The organism is Paenibacillus sp. P3E (assembly GCF_001909045.1).
GTDB lineage: Bacteria > Bacillota > Bacilli > Paenibacillales > Paenibacillaceae > Paenibacillus_AQ > Paenibacillus_AQ helianthi.
In genome coordinates this window covers 118,705-134,545 of sequence record NZ_LVWH01000001.1, presented here as the reverse complement: position 1 = coordinate 134,545, position 15,841 = coordinate 118,705, and the positions used below count along the sequence as shown (strand labels likewise).

Genomic DNA, 15,841 nt, shown 5'->3' with positions numbered 1-15,841 from the left:
CCAATGGCAAAGCCGGATAACCGGGCAGACAATGTTGAGCATTTACAGCAAAGCATTCAGCACACCATGCAGAACCTGCATGAAGCTGAAGACTATTTGAACGAATTCTCTTCTGAAATCAGCAGCAAAGAACGTGAACAGATCGAAGCCAAGAACGAACGCCGTAAAGAAAGCATTAAGGGCTTCCGCGAGGAAGTTAAGGACGAAGCCGCGCATTCCGAAGAGTAGTATAGTAAATGCCAGTTCAAGCGAAAACGGCGGTTCTCCCGGATCATTCCGGGCCGAACCGCCGTTTCGCTTAGGTAATGAAGTCTACAGACCATTGTATCCAATACTCCATGAATCGCAATTCATCAGAATCCTTCCAAAACCACTTTACCGACCGTTCTTTCCGTTTCCAGCATGGCATGTGCCTTACGCAGATTCTCCGCATTGATGGGCCTCAGCGTTTCATTCGTCGTCGTCCGGATCACACCTTCGTCCACGAGGCGTGCCACTTCATTCAGCAGCTTGTGCTGCTCTATCATGTCCGGCGTTTGGTAGGTGGAGCGGGTGAACATCAATTCCCAGGCGAACGTGACGCTTTTGTTCTTCAGCAGGGTCAGGTTCAGTAATTCCTCCGTCTCCACAATCGAGCATATTTTGCCTTGGGGTGCGATCGCCTCGGCCATATTCGCCCAGTGCTTCCCGGTGCTGTTCAAGCAGAGCACATAGTCCACTTGGTCAAATCCGGCAGCCTTTAATTGCGGAACGAACGCCTCGAAATGATTGATGATATGATCCGCTCCAAGCGCCTTCGCCCAGCTCACGGATTCCGGCCGGGATGCGGTGCCAATAACCGTCAGGCCAGAGTTCTTCGCCAATTGTATGGCAATCGATCCCACGCCACCCGCTGCTCCGATAATCAAAAGCGTCTTGCCTGCATTGTCAGCCTTATTCAGGGAAACGCCCAGCCGGTCGTACAAGCTTTCCCAGGCGGTAATCGAGGTTAACGGCAAAGCCGCGGCCTGTGCAAAGTCCAGCGTGGACGGCTTCACTCCAACAATCCGCTCATCCACCAGATGAAACTCGCTGTTCCCACCGGGACGTATAATGCTTCCGGCATAGTACACTTCGTCACCAGGACGGAACAAGGTGGATTCCGGGCCAGCCTGTTCAACCACGCCCGCAACATCCCAGCCCAGCACTTTCGGTACGCTCTCCTCACGGTTTTTGGGTGAACGGACTTTATAGTCCACAGGATTCACGGAGACCGCTTGTACCTTCACCAGCAGATCCCGGCCCGTCGGGCTCGGCTTGTCCACTTCCACGTCGATCAGACTCTCCGGATTTTCAATGGGCAAATATTTATACAGGCCAACGGCTTTCATGGTTTCCTTCGTCATTGTCATTCTCTCCTTTGAATGGGGTTACGTGCTAACTTGCTTATACTGGCAGTTTAATGTATACACCACATTTCCGGAAGTACGCACATTATTGTGATCTAGTATCAAAACGTATACTGTATGTTCCCCCAACTTCTAGGGGTAGTACCAGCGAAGCTGACACTACACGCAAAGTAAATGGTTATATATTAACCATTTAAAAAGGTAACCATCCCAAGATTAGGAGGTTTACCCTTTTTGGTGTCTTCTATTTCAAGAACTGGCGTATCGTATGCCGGTTCTTTTTTTATGGTGCTGCCTTTATGCATGGCTGGTTGATGGGAGCGCAACAACGCAGAGCGGACATGATGCCTCCATGCCTTCCCTGATTTACCTAGATACGACTTTGCCCTTGGCTCTATTAATGATAATGAATGAAAACACCTGTTCTTATATTTGGGGATTGGTTGTAAAAACACTGTTTCATTTCTCTTTATTAAGTAGGGGCAATCTCTTCATAAGAAAGGGGGCCTTATATTGAATAAGGATGATGAGGTAAATCGTCGTTTTATCAAGTATATGGCCAATCTTATTCACTATAACTCTATCAATTATGACAAAAGGAGACGAATGAAGGACAGCCGATTCCCGCTGACTTTAAACAACGATGAAAACCTAGAATCTGTCTTACTTACTGTTCATGATTCAGAATCTGTGCCACCAAATTTAAAAGATCACATTACGGATCATTCACTTTATCAAGCTTATGAATCCCTCTCAGCACAACAACAACAGATTCTATCTTTGGCTTATGTACAAGCACTAAATGACAAGGAAATAGCCAGAATATTGGGAGTATCCCAACAAAATGTCTCGAAACACCGCTTAAAAGCTCTAACTAAATTGCGCAGCTTACTAACGGAAGGAGGATGAATTATGACGGAGGGTGACATTGCTACTTTTATTGCTAATTTAGGCTTCCCGATTGCAATTACTTTGTATCTACTTATTCGTTTTGAAAAAAAAATATCTGATCTAAGCGATGCCATTAATGGCTTGAAAAATGAAATACAAAAAAACGTAAAGCGGTGATTTTTTGTTGGCCGAACTTTTAGTACAAGCACAGCAACACCACGATCAGGAGGCAACATTAAATATCCTAGAATCTTTCACACCAAAGATCAAAGCCTCCTTGCGACAAGTACCCGCCGATCATCAAGATGATTTAAAACAGGAACTCTATGTCAAAATGATTGAGGTGATACAAGCTTTTGATATTAGTGAGTTGAAATAAAATTTGGAGAGTGGTTGTAAAAAAAGAGACTCATTTCTCTTTATATATATGTGAAGGCAATACGGCATTGCAGAAAACTTGGGAATGGTGCTCTGTCTATGATTCCTCCCTATTGTTCTTTTACTACTATTAATTTCAGGAGTGATTATTATGAATCTAGGAACCGGTGGAGCAAACCTTATCAAATCGCATGAGGGATTTTCTTTGAAATTTTATGGAGATCCTGTTGGGTATCCAACAGTTGGATGGGGACATCTAATAACAAGGAATAGAACATATACTAAAAATACAACAGGTAATGCAAAAGATTCTCTTCTAACCCAAGCAGAAGCTAATGCTCTATCAAGCTCTTTAAATCTAGGTTATACTTCACCAATTTCTCAGTCTAAGGCAAATACTTTTTTTGCTGAAGATACTGCAGATGCTGTAACGGCAGTAAATAGTTTGTCGCTTCCGTCTTTGTCACAATCTCAGTTTGATGCCCTTGTTTCGCTCACTTTTAATGGAGGTCCTGGGGTGCTAGATACCAAAGATGTAAAAGCTATGCTTGATTATAAGCAAATATATCCAGATTTTCATGGTCCAATTTCAAAAAATGAACTTGATACTTGTTCAAAATTAGTCAGCAAAGCATTTTCATATGATCGAAATTTACAAAGACGAAGAAATCAAGAAGCAACTTTATTTTGTAAAGGCAGAAAATATACTCATAAATATCCAGTATATACACTGTAGTATAATCGTTTTACGGCATAAACAAGAAAGGTCAGCCTAAAGGCTGGCCTTTCTTGTTTAAAAAAATATATTCACAAGCATTTTCAGAATCGCATTCATTTAATCAGTAATTTTTTTAAGTTCAAAAATAGTTGCCTCTGATAACAAGATAAGCCTATCGTTATTAACAACAAAAAAACTTACACTTACAGGTATGCCCATTTTTGTAGAAGGGTCACTTATAACTATTGCCTTAACTACATCATTTTCATTTAAGTCTGGGATATCTATTTTATATAATCTATAAAAAGAGAGAGAGTTATTGCATGTCGCTGAGACCTCATATAATGGATTTTTTAGTTCAATTTGATATTCACTATAATTTTTAAGTCCTTTTGATGAAAAAAAGTCTTTTTTGATTATAATTTCATCTCCAATAAATTTTTGCCCTGTTGGATATTCAGAAGCATCGTTATATGAATTTGCAAATCCTAAAAGCTTCTCAACTTTCCAAGTTCCATAGAAATATTTTTCAGTTTCACTATCCAAATTTATACGATCTACAGTACAATAATCGGATGTGTTTTTTGGAATAATAGCCTCCTTAGTTTCAGGTGTAGGCTCACTAGAAGTATTTGGATTTGATGTCGTTTCAACATTTCCACAGGCCGATGCTAGCATCAACATGATCAAAATACAAGCCAATAATGTTTTTTTCATATCTCACACTCCTACTATAAAGTTATGTTATCGCATGTTTACTCGCTTGCTAACTGAATTAATCCCCGTTATGGATTAAAAATCAGTTTTGCCTCAGTATTTTGTTCCGGTTGAGTTGTTACTTTCATCTACCTAGCAGAAATTATATCAGAGCCATTGAAGCGATGAATGACATAAAATTAACATTATTTATGAATAAGGTTAACTTTATGTTATCTAAATCACAAACAACAATAGGCCCAAATTGAACCTACCCAAGTTATTTTTAGTCGAAAAATTTTGAGAAACCCGCCTGTCTTTATACCTCCGCACACTATAATCAGTAAAGGATCAGAACCTCATGACGGAATGGCACATCCGGTACCGAGGCCGCGGCGTGATGATTTACTGGCCTGTTGAGAAAAATTCAACGTGCATTTACTCGCAACTCAAATCATGTTCCTCGTCGAAAGTCGCTGCCATGATGGAGGGACTGCTTCGCCACTGTACCGATATGGAAGTCGAGAAGAACTACGCCGATTCCCACGGGCAGAGCGAAGTCGCGTTTGCCTTCTGTTATTTGCTGGGATACCAGCGACGGAAAAACGTACATCATCCAAAAAGCTACCCTACGTTCCAACAGAGGAGAAGCTCAAGCGCTATTACGAGGTTGTCTGGAAGTCGAGAAATTTCCAGGGTATGATGATTGTTTAGACGCTCATGTATACCTCAATCCGGGTAAGCGAACAAAAAAAAGAAAAACCCAAAGGTGGGCTTTTCTTGAAACTTCATATGCAGGGACCTGTAACCTTTGTCCCCATCATCTCTCCAGTTCCAGCTGTGCGGACTCTAGTCTTTTGAAAAAATCGATTTTTTGATCGACTTTTTCTAACCTCAGATCCAGTTCCTTCCTTTGCTCGATAACTGTCCCGCGATAATTTTCTATAAATTCACGTCTTGCCGTTATGGTTGAGACCCCGCTCTTTTTTACAGCCATTAACTTCTGAATCTCCCGTACAGGCATTCCCATGGACCGAAAGTAATGTAAAGCCTTAAACCATACCATATCGGCTTGGGAATACAGGCGATATCCATTGTCATCCCTTTCTATCCCGTCAATTAATCCGATTTGTTCATAATATCGCAGGGTGTGGATGCTTAGTCCCGTCTCTTCAGCAACTTGTTTGCTCGAAAATTTGTTCTCCATACTTTTATTGTAGCATGGGTTTTAGCCCTATTGCTATCGAGTGCACTCTATACTTTATCATTTCAATTGCAAGTATTCATTTTCATTTAGGAGGAATTCCCTATGCGTGTTTTTGTGACCGGAGCAACAGGTTTCATCGGTTCTGCAGTCATCCCTGAACTCATCGGCGCCGGGCATCAGGTCGTCGGACTTGCCCGGACGGACAAGGCTGCCGCTGCATTGTCGGCGGCTGGCGCGGAAGTGCATCACGGCGGACTCGACGACCTCGAGAGTCTGCGCAGCGGCGCCGCCACAGCAGACGGCGTTATTCATCTTGCTTACAAGCACGACTTCTCGGACTATGCCGGTGCCGTTGCTACCGATCTTCGTGCCGTCGAGACGATCGGAGCAGCTCTTGAGGGCTCCGGCAAGCCGTTTGTCATCACCTCAGGAACAATGATCCTCTCCATGCTGCTCCCGCCGGGACAAACCGGAACAGAAGAAACTGTGGCCCGCGCCGAATTGCCCCGGGGCGGATCAGAATGCTTGGCCATGGCACTGGCTGAGCGCGGTGTGCGGACTTCAGTCGTCCGTCTCTCACCATCCGTGCATGGAGAGGGAGACAAGGGCTTCGTCCCTGCACTGATTGCCATTGCCCGTGACAAGGGGGTGTCCGCCTACATCGGAGACGGCACAAACCGTTGGCCAGCGGTACACCGGCTGGATGCGGCGCGGCTCTTCCGGCTGGCGCTGGAACACGCCCCGGCGGGATCTCGCCTGCACGGGGCCGGAGAGGAAGGGATCCCATTCCGTGACATCGCCGGTGTCATCGGCCGCCACCTGAACCTGCCCGTGGTCAGTATCCCGCCGGAGGAGGCAAACGCACACTTCGGATTTCTCGGCGCTTTTGCCGGGCGCGATAACCCGACATCTAGCGCACTTACCCAAGAACGCCTGAACTGGCGGCCAGAACATCACGGACTGATCGCAGATCTTGAAGAAGGCCACTATTTCAACAACTGAACAGTTTACTTAAACGGATAGATTATTTAAATAAAACAGCGGCAGTCTGGGAGCTATCTTTTGCCTCCTGGACTGCCGCTGTTCCTGCTATTAAGACTCATCAAACCCCTTATCTCCAGCCCTTTACTCCTATCTTTCAGCGCACCTGCCGTCTAGGCTTCACCGTTACCCAGCCTATCCCGCATCTCCGCATAAGCTTCCGGGGTGCCGACATCGTCAATCGTGCCCTCCGTGTAGTACGCCCGGATCTCCTGACGGGAATGCAGCCACTCGGGAAAATAACTCGGTGCATCCGGGTTGCCCCCTTCGGCGAGATAACGGGAGAATAGCGGCAGCGTAGACCGCTTATAGATATAGAGTGCAAATACGCCAATGTTCGTCCGGGGCGACTGCGGCTTTTCTTCCAAAGAAAGGACCCGCATCTCCGCATCCAGCTCAGCCACGCCAACACTGCGAAGCTCCCGAATATCATCCACCGTCCGGACCAGAATACAGTCTTTGTCCACCTGATGAAAATAATTCAGATACCCCTCAAGGCCAAATCCGAGCACATTGTCACCCGCCAGCACCAGCAGATCCTCCGACAATTGTTCCCGGTCGATCACAAACTGGATATCGCCAATCGCTCCTAACCGTCCTTCTGGCGAAGAAGTGCCGTCATTCAGAATACGAATCGGCTTCGTCCCCCTATACTGCAGATGCCACTGTTCAAAAGCACGGAAGAAGCGCTCATTCGTCACAATCAGAATCTCCGTAATTTCCTCCAGAACCTCCAGACGGTCCATCAGCAAATCCAGAATCGTCCGGCTTCCTTGAACCGGCAGCAGCGGCTTCGGCGTATCTTTCGTTAACGGGTAGAGCCGGGTTGCATACCCCGCAGCCAAGATCAATGCGATCATTCCTGTTCGCTCCTCTGCTGAACCAATTGTGCTGCAAACAGCGATTGGGACAGCAACACCATGGTTTGCTTGTATACGGCATGGGCCGCTTCGGCATCGCCAAGGAACCCGCCAATATACAGGTGGATTACGCCGTGCAGCGAAGCCCATATGATGCTGACAAGGGTCCCTGTCTCTTCCTGGTCCGATATCTGTCCTTGCTGCTGGGCGGTGCTGATTAGGTTCAACAAGCGGCTCATGGCTGTCATCGTCCCTTGCATACTCTCTGCATCCGGCTTGAATTCGGCAAAAGCCCCTCCAAACATCAGCTTGTAGTAGCTGGTATGATCCTGCCCGAACTGCCAGAAGGCTTCGCCCAAATCCAGCAAATGCTGCAAAAGGTCAGAGGACAGCGGCACTTCTTCAAAACCCTGAGCCAGCAATTTACAGCCCTCCAGATACAGTTGCTGGGCCAGCCCCTCTTTATTGACGAACAAACTGTAAATGATCTTGGTGGAGCAGCCCATTCTTTCCGACACTTTACGCACAGTGACAGCTTCTGGCCCTTCTTCCTGCAAAATGTCCGCAGCCGCATCCACCACAAGCTTACGGAGATTCTCTGTATTTTGCAGACGAGCCTCCTGATATGTTTTTAGTACCCGCCCTGTGGATGATGAGGGCTTGTCTTCGTTATGGATGAATATCACCTCATTCGGATGTCATGTTGTTGACCGGAAACATAGTTACTGCGTTCTACCAGGCATTCTAACCATTTGCAGGAGGGTTGTCAATTGATCCGTAAGTTTAAAAAAAAGATTTGACACAGATGACCCTTTGGGTTACGATGATTCACATCGGTAACAGTGTTACCACAACAAAACATCGTAATCAGAGGAGCGAAACTTATGAATATTAAAGGAAAATGGTCACTGATCACCGGGGCCTCTTCGGGCATCGGAGAACAGTTCGCCAGACAACTTGCCAAGGAAGGAAGTCATCTGGTGCTTGTAGCCAGATCCAAACGCAAACTTGATACGCTTGCAGCAGAATTGACCCGAAGCTATGGGGTTCAGACCCAGGTTATTCCCCTGGATCTATCTGTCGAAGGTGCTGCCGGAGAATTGTATCAGAAGTGCCAGCAACTCAACCTGGTAATTGATCTGTTGGTCAACAATGCGGGGTTTGCCACCCACGGTCTGTTCGAGCAAGTCTCCGGCGAGCGCCAGCATGAAGAAGTGATGCTTAATGTCGCCGCTGTAGTGGATATGACTCATTTGTTCCTTCCGGGGATGCTGCACAGGGGTGCTGGCGCTGTTATCAATGTATCGTCTACCGCAGGCTTTCAGCCGCTGCCTTATATGGCCGTCTACGGCGCTACCAAAGCTTTTGTCTTGTCCTTTACCGATGCCCTGTGGTGGGAGAATCGTGACCGTGGCGTTCAATTCTTTGCTCTGTGCCCAGGCTCGACGGATACGAATTTCTTCAATGTCGTTGGCTCGGAGGATGCCTCTGTCGGTGCGAAGGACACGCCGGAGCGTGTAGTAGCAGTCACCCTCCGCGCTATGAAAAAAGGAAAACAGTACGTTGTTCCGGGATTCCAGAATTATCTGGGCGCCCAGATTTCCCGCTTCATGACCCGCAGACAGAGTCTGCGACTAGTTGGGGGCATGCTTCGCCCCAAGAAACAATAAGGAGGATTAATAATGTCCACAGAACCAAAGCAACGCAAACGTTCAACACGTCAAAGGGTCGGCAGATGGAGCCTAGCCCTGCTCGGGGTAATTGTGCTGGGAATCGCTGTTTTTCTGCTGATCCCTGCCCCGGTAGATCCAGCTGTATGGTCTGCGCCTGCCGCCCCTTCCTTTGAGAAAGACGGTCCCTGGAAAGAAAACAGCAAGCTCAGCTCCGCAGAGCTGGTTACAGACCGCGCGAAGTTCCCGGAATTCATTACTTTTGATGCACAAGGAAGGCTATATACGGGGGACTCCGACGGCAAAATTTACAGAGTAGCCTTTGACACGGCAGGTAAAGCGCAGCCGGCTGAAGTGTTCGCCGATACCCATGGAACCCCTAACGGACTGAAATTCGACGCAGCGGGGAATCTGATTGTAGCAGATATTCAGAAAGGGCTGCTGTCGATTGACCCGAAGGGAAAAGTTGAAGTGCTGACCAATCAAGTGGAGGGTGGACCAATCTACCTGGCGAACGAGCTGGACATTGCGCAGGACGGATCGATCTATTTCTCGGATACCTCTAACTATGGCAAGGTCATGTTCAAAGAAATTGCCGAGAACAAACCACATGGACGATTGCTGAAATATGATCCGCAGACCAAGCAGACGAGTGTTTTACTTGAGGACTTATATTTTGCCAATGGGGTAGCCTTGTCTGCCGGAGAAGATTTCGTGCTCGTGGCCGAATCGTATCATTATCAGCTGACGCGATACTGGCTGAAGGGGGCCAAGCAGGGTACCTCGGATATTTTTGCAGATAATATTGCTGGATTCCCGGACAACATCACACGTGATGCGCAGGGACATTTCTGGGTAGGGGTATTCACAACCCGTTTGTCTTTTGCCGACTACATGCACAGTCATCCCTGGTTAGCAGCTACAATGTCCAAAGTTCCACAATCCATGTTAAATGGAGCCAGTGCGCCGGTGAAGCATGGACTGGTTGCGGAATATGGACCCGAAGGGGAACTTGTGAATAGCTGGCATGATCCTGAAGGTACATTGTATGGCATCACCACTGCCGTAAGCCAGGGCGGATATTTATATCTCGGAACCGCACCGGGAGGAAGCCAGGGCGTTCATCGGGTGCTTATGAATCCGTAAGTTAGTGTTAATGTTATATTCATCCACCCCGCTGTTACTTCAAGGCATGCCAAGCAGCAGCTCACTCCGTACAGGAGGAGCTGCTATTGTTATTGGGGGCATTTCCTTCCTGCCCAAACGTTACGCGCGTGGACGATACGCCACACCATCGATCTGAACCTTAAGTCCATCCGGCCCGCCGACATGCGCGAACTCCGTGGAGATCGTTTTCCGCGCCGGATACTTGCCCTGGAATCTGCGCTGGAACACCTGCTCCATCACCGGAATATCCCACACATCCCGCAGCAAAATATCCACCTTCACCACATCCGCCAGCGTTAACCCCACCTGCTGCAAGCGGTCGCTCATATGATCCAGCGCACCTTCCACCTGCTCTTCCACCGTTCCCCCCACATTGCCCACACAGAAGCTGAGGAAAATAAAATCCCCCGCCTCCACAAATCCGGAATACGCATACTCCTCATTCACATCATGCCTAACGATCTCGCCCATGCCTGTGCTCGTCTCCTTATCAGTTCAAGATACTTTCATTATAGAGGGGAAACCGGACAGCTGTATGTCGTGGTTTGGGAGGGAGAACCATGAAGCGATTCCTGAAATCTAAGTCTTTTCTGATTACATCCATCCTGTTTAGCCTGTTGTTCATTGTGAATATAGTATCCACCCCCGACAGCACGTCATCGGACATTGTACTCAGTATGACCAAATGTATATTGGCGGGTGTGCTTAGCGGCTTTATTTTTGGCGGAATAATCTTTCTTTTGCTGAATAAGAAAACAACTTAACCTTAGACACCCGCATGGCGCAGTTCGGGGAGCTTCAAGACAACCTGCCCCAGACACTCCGCCAGCACCTCATGATATCGCCGATCTTGTTCTTCCGTGATCTCTTCACGCAATGTTTCAAACAGAGCCAGACAACGCTTGAAATTTCCGTCATGACTGGACTGGTGAGCCAGCATTAGAGATTGTATCGTCCAGTCCAGCGCCTCCGGCACTCTGCCCGCCCGCTCATGATATAACGCCAAGTGATAACAATAGCTGTAATAATGCGAAATATTGCCTGCATCCTCATACTCCCCAAATCCGGCACTCTGTTCCGCGAACATATGCAGCAGATCATCCACATCAAGCCCGTACTGGACCGCAGCCTGCAAAACAGTCCCAAGCCCCGGCAGCAACTCCTCGGGATTATCCTGTAAGAATCGTGCGTACCCCTCCAGTAGTTCCGTCTTGCCGGACAGAATCTCCACGATGTATAAGTTGGCACGAGCCAGAACCCGGAACTCCTCGGCAATCTCCTGCCCTTCCTCCCCCAAATCCTCCATCCAGCCAAGCTCGGCATAGCGATATATGGACTCTCTAGCCTCATCATACTTCCCCTGCTTCTGGCACACGATGCCCCGCATCAGATGACTGAACCCAAAATAATAGACCAGTGGACGCTCCGTATCCAGAGTCGGTACCGGAAGATTCTTAGCCTTGTGATACTGCCGCTCCTCATAGATGCACTGCGCATAGCTGTACAGAATACCCGCCGTATTCAGCATCTTGTCCCAATCCTCGAAGCGATAAGCCATTTCCAGCATTTCAACCATAATATCCGGCTTGAGTGATTTCAGAATGGAAGGGCGCATGGGTGGGCCTCCTTTTTATCCATTTTCAGTTAATTGTATAGCCGATTATATATTTGGTCAATATAAATAGTACTTTTAAGTACAATTAATCAAATAATAAGTTTGCACTTGATGGTCTGTAATGGTCAGTGTACCTCTTCTAACCTTAAGTGGAGGTGATAAGATGAATTTACCAGAAGGTGTAGGAAATCGGATACGAGAGCTCAGAAAAGCAAAAGGATGGACCCAAGAGCAACTGGCCGAAGCAGCATCGCTTCATTACAGTTACATAGGTGGAGTAGAACGAGGAGACCGCAACATTTCTTTGGAGACTCTGGAGAAAATAATAGCTGCCTTCAAAGTCCCCGCTATAGAAATTTTCCGTTTTGAGGATGAAACTGACCGCCGTAAGGCGTTAGATGAGCATATGACTTTGATCAGTGATAGAAGTACAGAGGAAATAGCAGCACTCACTAAGATTAATCGGGAAGTAATTGCTACTCTTGATATGTCTAGAGACAGGAACACTAAATAAGACGAATTTAACTCCGAAGAGAAAGCAGATAGAAGCCAAAAACATTATTTTGTTTTAGGCTTTTTTACTCTTATGAGGTGAGCCAAGATGCCAGATGAATCCAAGTCAGAGCTTGTAAAAAAAATTGGAGAACGCATACGAAGATTACGAAAAGAAATGAACCTCTCGCAAGAGCAGCTTGCAGAACGGTCAGGTTTACATACGAATTATGTAGGACAAGTCGAACGCGGAGAAAAGAACCTTACGCTTGAGACCTTGGAGAAAGTAGTTGGAGGTATAGACTTATCTTTAGAGGAATTGTTCCGCTACATCGGACCCATGAAGCAAAAAGATGCGCTTAGTCAGATTGTAGAGTTGCTTATTGAACGCTCTTCGGAGGATCAGAAGATGGCGCTTAGTGTACTGAAATCTGTTATGGAGTGGGAAGAGAAGAAGCCAGCAAGAAGCAATCAATATGCGGCTGCTGTTAGTGAACTGAGTGTTAAGCCTTGAAGAAAATTGTTGGAGAAGTCCAGAAGACTTTTGAAGAGTGCTACCCATCCACACTGCCTGTTGGTTCCAGCGCTGATAATTGTATTCGAGGCATAGGTACCATGATGTTCAGTGCTGGTTCCTCGATCAAGATGCCAGAGTAAGTGCTGTCCTGGAGCGTGTTACCGGATACGGTAACGGTCTAATTCTGGGCTTTGCCACTGTTGTTCTTGATGGTTAGAGTTACGGTCATGGACGGCGGGTTGAAGTTGGTGCCGAAGGTAATTCCTGAACCTGTCCGCACGGTATCTGTGTCCAAGGTAAAGCAGCCCGATGGAATCCACACGCCTTTGTTGGTGCCGCCGGAGTTCTTGACCGCACCAGCCCCACTCCATTCTCCGACCTCCGCCCTCTTCCTAATAATTCTCCCCGCGATAATAGCGCTCCAGCTTATGCTCCAGGTGAACGAGCTGAGCTTTTTTCTGTTCAATTTCGTCCAAAAGGGCCTGCTTCTGCTCCTCAATGAGCTTGGTTCTCTCCGGTAGGGTAGAGATTCCAGTTCTGACCATCTCGTGGTACTTCTTGATCTCCTCGATACTCATTCCCGTTTCCCGCAGGCATTTCAGAAAGATCAGCCAGCCAATCTCGTCGTCGGTATACAGGCGATTGTTTTGCTCGTTGCGGACTACTGGCTCCAGAAGACCCTTTCGTTCATAAAAGCGAATCGCGCCAATATTTATCCCTACTTTTTTGGCAACCTGTCCAATGGTAAAAATTTTGCTCACCGCCTGACTTTTAGTGTTGACCTACACTTAGTGTAGCATAGTAAGCTGCGAATTGTGGATAGATCATAACTTGCAGAAAGAAGGATGAAGATGACAAGAACCGCTTTTGTAACAGGTGCTAATAAAGGGATCGGCTTTGAAATTGCAAGACAGCTTGGTGAAGCCGGATGGAAGGTATTGCTTGGCGCACGCAGCCTCGAACGGGGGAAGGACGCAGCTTCTGAATTAACCCGCCAAGGGCTGGACGTGGAGTTTCTGCAAATCGATATGACGAATCTGGACAGCATTGAGCAGGCAGCCGTTACCCTTCGCAACAACTATTCTGATGTGACGCTTATCATTAACAATGCCGGCATGCCGGGAGCCTTCTCCAGTTCATTCAGCGATACCCGGGAGGAGCATTTGCGGAACGCTTTTGAGGTGAATTTCTTCGGAACCTTCCGCTTGAATCAACGTCTTTTTCCCTTAATAAAAGAGAATGAAGGAACGATTGTGAATGTCTCCACCGATATGGCGTCCCTTCACTTCATGCAGAGTTCGGAGTATGCGCTGAATGCGTTCGACTACAATTCCTCCAAAACCGCAAACAATGCGATGACTGTAGCCATGGCCATAGAGCTCAAAAACAGCAAAGCCCAGGTATTTGCAGTAACCCCCGGCTTCACGAAGACGGATCTGAATGGTAATGCGGAAGGCGGGAAATCAAAAGAAGCTGGGGCGGCCATTATTGTAGGCTATGCCACGGATGGCAAACGCCATAACGGAGAGTTTTTGGATGTGAATGGGGTTTACGCGTGGTAATGCTGGTAATGAACGTGCTGTAACCTGCTCGGCTATTAATGCCCAACAACACAAAGGCTCCGTTACCGGAGCCCTGGGCTTTTAACCATCTATTACCCTTCCATACCTGAAGCGTTCTCCCAACATTCAATGTGATCCAGGCCTTTAATACTGTCTTTAACAAAGACCGGGTCTTTTCCAGCCTGTTTCTGCCGCTTGTAATCCTGAAGGGCTGCAAAGGCTACTTTGGATAAGAGAAGGATGGCAATCAAGTTAACTACCACCATGAGCCCCATAAATAAGTCAGCCAAATCCCACACCAGTTGAACCTTGGCAACCGAACCGAATAGAATCATCGCGAGCACACTATATCTGTAGAATATGACTACTGACTTCTTTGAGTTTAAGAACTCTATATTCGTTTCTCCGTAATAATAGTTTCCAATTAATGTACTGAACGCAAACAGGAACACCATGATAGCCAGAGAACCAGAGGCCCAAGAACCGATGTGCTCGCTCAGTGCAGCTTGTGTAAGCTTGATGCCATCCAGCCCAGGCTGCTTATACGCATCAGATAGCAAAATAATGAAGGCGGTACTCGAACAAATCAACAACGTATCTGTAAGCACACCGAATGCTTGCATAAGCCCTTGTTTTACAGGATGACTTGTCGTTGCCGTTGCTGCAGCATTCGGCGCACTTCCCATTCCCGCTTCGTTCGAGAACAAACCGCGCTTCACACCTTGCAGAATCACCGCCCCCAGAGACCCTCCTATAACTTGCTCAAATCCGAATGCACCCTTCACAATAAGCGCCAGAACTTCAGGCATTTTGGTAATGTTAATCAGCACAATGCATAAGGCAACGGCGATATAAATCACGGCCATGAAGACTACAATATATTCAGACAATTTGGCAATACGTTTGATGCCGCCAAAGATAATGCTTGCAAACGCAACAGCCATTAGAAGCCCAACCATCAAACGATTGGTGCCGAATGAATTTTCAAAAGCAACGGTAATCGTGTTGGACTGGACCGCGTTAAAAACGAGGCCGAAAGACAACGTGATCAGCACGGCAAATAAAGATCCCATCCAACGTTTCTTCAAGCCTTGTTCCATATAATAAGCAGGACCCCCACGAAATCCCGTTTGGTCTCTTACTTTATACACCTGTGCTAAAGTACTCTCAATAAAGCTGGATGCAGAACCAATAATCGCTATCACCCACATCCAGAAGACCGCGCCCGGCCCGCCTAAGGCAATGGCAATCGCAATTCCTGTGATATTGCCTGTCCCCACCCTGGCTGCCATGCTGATACAGAATGCCTGGAATGATGAGATGCTGTTGGTAGACTTCGCATTGGACTCTTTTAGCACAACGAACATTTCTTTGAACATGCCAAATTGTACAAATCTCGATCGAATGGTGAAATAAAAACCGCAACCGATCAGAAGAACAATCAGAAGCTTAGACCAAAGAAAATCGTTTGTTAGACCGATACCCTCTAATACTTGTTGCATGTAAATCCGCCTCTCATCCTTTTATGCCAACACCTCAGCTGCTTACCCTCTCTAACATAGCATTTTCAAATATAGCAGTCCTAATTTCAAAAGCCAATAAAAAAGTTATGCAAAATACTTCCATATGAGCAAGCTTT

The 15,841-nt window shown here is 47.0% G+C and carries 21 protein-coding genes and 1 pseudogene; 13 read left to right on the top strand and 9 right to left on the bottom strand.

Translation table 11 applies throughout. From position 1 onward, the window contains the following. Positions 1-3 precede the first annotated feature (3 nt). Positions 4-228, top strand: coding sequence for a small acid-soluble spore protein Tlp (gene tlp, locus A3842_RS00645; protein ID WP_074088328.1), 225 nt, complete (start codon positions 4-6; stop codon positions 226-228). Positions 229-353: 125 nt separating this feature from the next. Here tlp and A3842_RS00640 read toward each other — a convergent pair whose 3' ends face one another. Beyond that, entirely contained in the window at positions 354-1,385 is a 1,032-nt protein-coding gene (locus A3842_RS00640) for a zinc-binding alcohol dehydrogenase family protein (protein WP_074100085.1), read from the bottom strand. Between the two features lie 516 nt (positions 1,386-1,901). Between A3842_RS00640 and A3842_RS00635 the strand changes: the two genes are divergently transcribed. The 4 genes from A3842_RS00635 to A3842_RS00620 all read left to right on the top strand — a co-directional run bounded on the left by A3842_RS00635 (position 1,902) and on the right by A3842_RS00620 (position 3,393). Next, the gene (locus tag A3842_RS00635) at positions 1,902-2,297 is read left to right on the top strand and encodes a sigma-70 family RNA polymerase sigma factor (protein ID WP_074100084.1); all 396 of its coding nucleotides are present in this window, start codon (positions 1,902-1,904) and stop codon (positions 2,295-2,297) included. Positions 2,298-2,300: 3 nt separating this feature from the next. Beyond that, positions 2,301-2,456 carry a YvrJ family protein gene (locus tag A3842_RS00630; protein WP_074100083.1) on the top strand — a complete coding sequence of 52 codons (156 nt, stop codon included), beginning with the start codon at positions 2,301-2,303 and terminating at the stop codon, positions 2,454-2,456. A gap of 7 nt (positions 2,457-2,463) precedes the next feature. Next, positions 2,464-2,658 carry a helix-turn-helix domain-containing protein gene (locus A3842_RS00625; RefSeq protein ID WP_178382270.1) on the top strand — a complete coding sequence of 65 codons (195 nt, stop codon included), beginning with the start codon at positions 2,464-2,466 and terminating at the stop codon, positions 2,656-2,658. 150 nt (positions 2,659-2,808) lie between these two features. Continuing rightward, complete coding sequence (locus A3842_RS00620; RefSeq protein WP_074100081.1) at positions 2,809-3,393, top strand: lysozyme; 585 nt, start codon at positions 2,809-2,811, stop codon at positions 3,391-3,393. A gap of 99 nt (positions 3,394-3,492) precedes the next feature. Here the strand turns inward: A3842_RS00620 and A3842_RS00615 are convergent, their stop codons facing one another. Then, entirely contained in the window at positions 3,493-4,092 is a 600-nt protein-coding gene (locus A3842_RS00615) for a hypothetical protein (RefSeq protein ID WP_074100080.1), read from the bottom strand. A gap of 328 nt (positions 4,093-4,420) precedes the next feature. Between A3842_RS00615 and A3842_RS00610 the strand changes: the two are divergent. After that, positions 4,421-4,699, top strand: a pseudogene (locus A3842_RS00610) (Tn3 family transposase); the annotation flags it as partial. A gap of 192 nt (positions 4,700-4,891) precedes the next feature. Here A3842_RS00610 and A3842_RS00605 read toward each other — a convergent pair. Further along, a complete protein-coding gene (locus tag A3842_RS00605) occupies positions 4,892-5,278 on the bottom strand; it encodes a MerR family transcriptional regulator (RefSeq protein ID WP_074088324.1) in 387 nt (128 codons plus the stop codon). 102 nt (positions 5,279-5,380) lie between these two features. On the opposite strand from A3842_RS00605, the gene A3842_RS00600 reads away from it, so the two are divergent. Next, on the top strand, positions 5,381-6,280 hold the full coding sequence (locus A3842_RS00600; protein ID WP_074100079.1) for an SDR family oxidoreductase: 900 nt from the start codon (positions 5,381-5,383) through the stop codon (positions 6,278-6,280). A 152-nt stretch (positions 6,281-6,432) separates the two neighbouring features. Here A3842_RS00600 and A3842_RS00595 read toward each other — a convergent pair whose 3' ends face one another. Next, on the bottom strand, positions 6,433-7,179 hold the full coding sequence (locus A3842_RS00595; protein WP_074100078.1) for a nucleotidyltransferase family protein: 747 nt from the start codon (positions 7,177-7,179) through the stop codon (positions 6,433-6,435). Next, positions 7,176-7,856 (bottom strand): TetR/AcrR family transcriptional regulator, encoded by a 681-nt coding sequence (locus tag A3842_RS00590; RefSeq protein WP_074100164.1) that lies wholly within the window; start codon positions 7,854-7,856, stop codon positions 7,176-7,178. The genes A3842_RS00595 and A3842_RS00590 overlap by 4 nt, the downstream gene beginning before the upstream one ends. 207 nt (positions 7,857-8,063) lie before the next feature. On the opposite strand from A3842_RS00590, the gene A3842_RS00585 reads away from it, so the two are divergent. After that, a complete protein-coding gene (locus A3842_RS00585; RefSeq protein WP_074100077.1) occupies positions 8,064-8,849 on the top strand; it encodes an SDR family NAD(P)-dependent oxidoreductase in 786 nt (261 codons plus the stop codon). A 12-nt stretch (positions 8,850-8,861) separates the two neighbouring features. After that, a complete protein-coding gene (locus tag A3842_RS00580) occupies positions 8,862-9,995 on the top strand; it encodes an SMP-30/gluconolactonase/LRE family protein (RefSeq protein ID WP_074100076.1) in 1,134 nt (377 codons plus the stop codon). A gap of 120 nt (positions 9,996-10,115) precedes the next feature. On the opposite strand, the gene A3842_RS00575 is transcribed toward A3842_RS00580, so the two are convergent. Next, the gene (locus tag A3842_RS00575; RefSeq protein WP_074100075.1) at positions 10,116-10,487 is read right to left on the bottom strand and encodes a RidA family protein; all 372 of its coding nucleotides are present in this window, start codon (positions 10,485-10,487) and stop codon (positions 10,116-10,118) included. Between the two features lie 89 nt (positions 10,488-10,576). On the opposite strand from A3842_RS00575, the gene A3842_RS00570 reads away from it, so the two are divergent. Next, on the top strand, positions 10,577-10,780 hold the full coding sequence (locus A3842_RS00570; protein WP_074088318.1) for a hypothetical protein: 204 nt from the start codon (positions 10,577-10,579) through the stop codon (positions 10,778-10,780). Between the two features lie 2 nt (positions 10,781-10,782). Here A3842_RS00570 and A3842_RS00565 read toward each other — a convergent pair whose 3' ends face one another. Next, the gene (locus A3842_RS00565) at positions 10,783-11,631 is read right to left on the bottom strand and encodes a DNA-binding protein (RefSeq protein ID WP_074100074.1); all 849 of its coding nucleotides are present in this window, start codon (positions 11,629-11,631) and stop codon (positions 10,783-10,785) included. A gap of 163 nt (positions 11,632-11,794) precedes the next feature. Here A3842_RS00565 and A3842_RS00560 point away from each other — a divergent pair, with 163 nt between their 5' ends. Then, positions 11,795-12,145: a helix-turn-helix domain-containing protein gene (locus A3842_RS00560; protein WP_074100073.1), complete on the top strand. Its 351-nt coding sequence runs from the start codon at positions 11,795-11,797 to the stop codon at positions 12,143-12,145. Between the two features lie 87 nt (positions 12,146-12,232). After that, complete coding sequence (locus tag A3842_RS00555; RefSeq protein ID WP_074100072.1) at positions 12,233-12,637, top strand: helix-turn-helix domain-containing protein; 405 nt, start codon at positions 12,233-12,235, stop codon at positions 12,635-12,637. A gap of 395 nt (positions 12,638-13,032) precedes the next feature. Here A3842_RS00555 and A3842_RS00550 read toward each other — a convergent pair whose 3' ends face one another. Continuing rightward, positions 13,033-13,401: a MerR family transcriptional regulator gene (locus A3842_RS00550; protein WP_256701384.1), complete on the bottom strand. Its 369-nt coding sequence runs from the start codon at positions 13,399-13,401 to the stop codon at positions 13,033-13,035. Positions 13,402-13,491: 90 nt separating this feature from the next. Here A3842_RS00550 and A3842_RS00545 point away from each other — a divergent pair, with 90 nt between their 5' ends. Continuing rightward, positions 13,492-14,202, top strand: coding sequence for an SDR family NAD(P)-dependent oxidoreductase (locus A3842_RS00545; RefSeq protein WP_074100071.1), 711 nt, complete (start codon positions 13,492-13,494; stop codon positions 14,200-14,202). A gap of 92 nt (positions 14,203-14,294) precedes the next feature. Here A3842_RS00545 and A3842_RS00540 read toward each other — a convergent pair whose 3' ends face one another. Then, complete coding sequence (locus tag A3842_RS00540) at positions 14,295-15,704, bottom strand: alanine/glycine:cation symporter family protein (protein WP_074100070.1); 1,410 nt, start codon at positions 15,702-15,704, stop codon at positions 14,295-14,297. Between the last annotated feature and the right edge of the window lie 137 nt (positions 15,705-15,841).

Excerpts from the sequence above, each read along its gene's own strand:
- tlp (WP_074088328.1), top strand. The coding sequence starts at position 4 with ATGGCAAAGCCGGATAACCGGGCAGACAATGTTGAGCATTTACAGCAA.
- A3842_RS00640 (WP_074100085.1), bottom strand. The coding sequence starts at position 1,385 with ATGACGAAGGAAACCATGAAAGCCGTTGGCCTGTATAAATATTTGCCC.
- A3842_RS00630 (WP_074100083.1), top strand. The coding sequence starts at position 2,301 with ATGACGGAGGGTGACATTGCTACTTTTATTGCTAATTTAGGCTTCCCG.
- A3842_RS00620 (WP_074100081.1), top strand. The coding sequence starts at position 2,809 with ATGAATCTAGGAACCGGTGGAGCAAACCTTATCAAATCGCATGAGGGA.
- A3842_RS00615 (WP_074100080.1), bottom strand. The coding sequence starts at position 4,092 with ATGAAAAAAACATTATTGGCTTGTATTTTGATCATGTTGATGCTAGCA.
- A3842_RS00605 (WP_074088324.1), bottom strand. The coding sequence starts at position 5,278 with ATGGAGAACAAATTTTCGAGCAAACAAGTTGCTGAAGAGACGGGACTA.
- A3842_RS00600 (WP_074100079.1), top strand. The coding sequence starts at position 5,381 with ATGCGTGTTTTTGTGACCGGAGCAACAGGTTTCATCGGTTCTGCAGTC.
- A3842_RS00595 (WP_074100078.1), bottom strand. The coding sequence starts at position 7,179 with ATGATCGCATTGATCTTGGCTGCGGGGTATGCAACCCGGCTCTACCCG.
- A3842_RS00585 (WP_074100077.1), top strand. The coding sequence starts at position 8,064 with ATGAATATTAAAGGAAAATGGTCACTGATCACCGGGGCCTCTTCGGGC.
- A3842_RS00580 (WP_074100076.1), top strand. The coding sequence starts at position 8,862 with ATGTCCACAGAACCAAAGCAACGCAAACGTTCAACACGTCAAAGGGTC.
- A3842_RS00575 (WP_074100075.1), bottom strand. The coding sequence starts at position 10,487 with ATGGGCGAGATCGTTAGGCATGATGTGAATGAGGAGTATGCGTATTCC.
- A3842_RS00570 (WP_074088318.1), top strand. The coding sequence starts at position 10,577 with ATGAAGCGATTCCTGAAATCTAAGTCTTTTCTGATTACATCCATCCTG.
- A3842_RS00565 (WP_074100074.1), bottom strand. The coding sequence starts at position 11,631 with ATGCGCCCTTCCATTCTGAAATCACTCAAGCCGGATATTATGGTTGAA.
- A3842_RS00560 (WP_074100073.1), top strand. The coding sequence starts at position 11,795 with ATGAATTTACCAGAAGGTGTAGGAAATCGGATACGAGAGCTCAGAAAA.
- A3842_RS00555 (WP_074100072.1), top strand. The coding sequence starts at position 12,233 with ATGCCAGATGAATCCAAGTCAGAGCTTGTAAAAAAAATTGGAGAACGC.
- A3842_RS00545 (WP_074100071.1), top strand. The coding sequence starts at position 13,492 with ATGACAAGAACCGCTTTTGTAACAGGTGCTAATAAAGGGATCGGCTTT.
- A3842_RS00540 (WP_074100070.1), bottom strand. The coding sequence starts at position 15,704 with ATGCAACAAGTATTAGAGGGTATCGGTCTAACAAACGATTTTCTTTGG.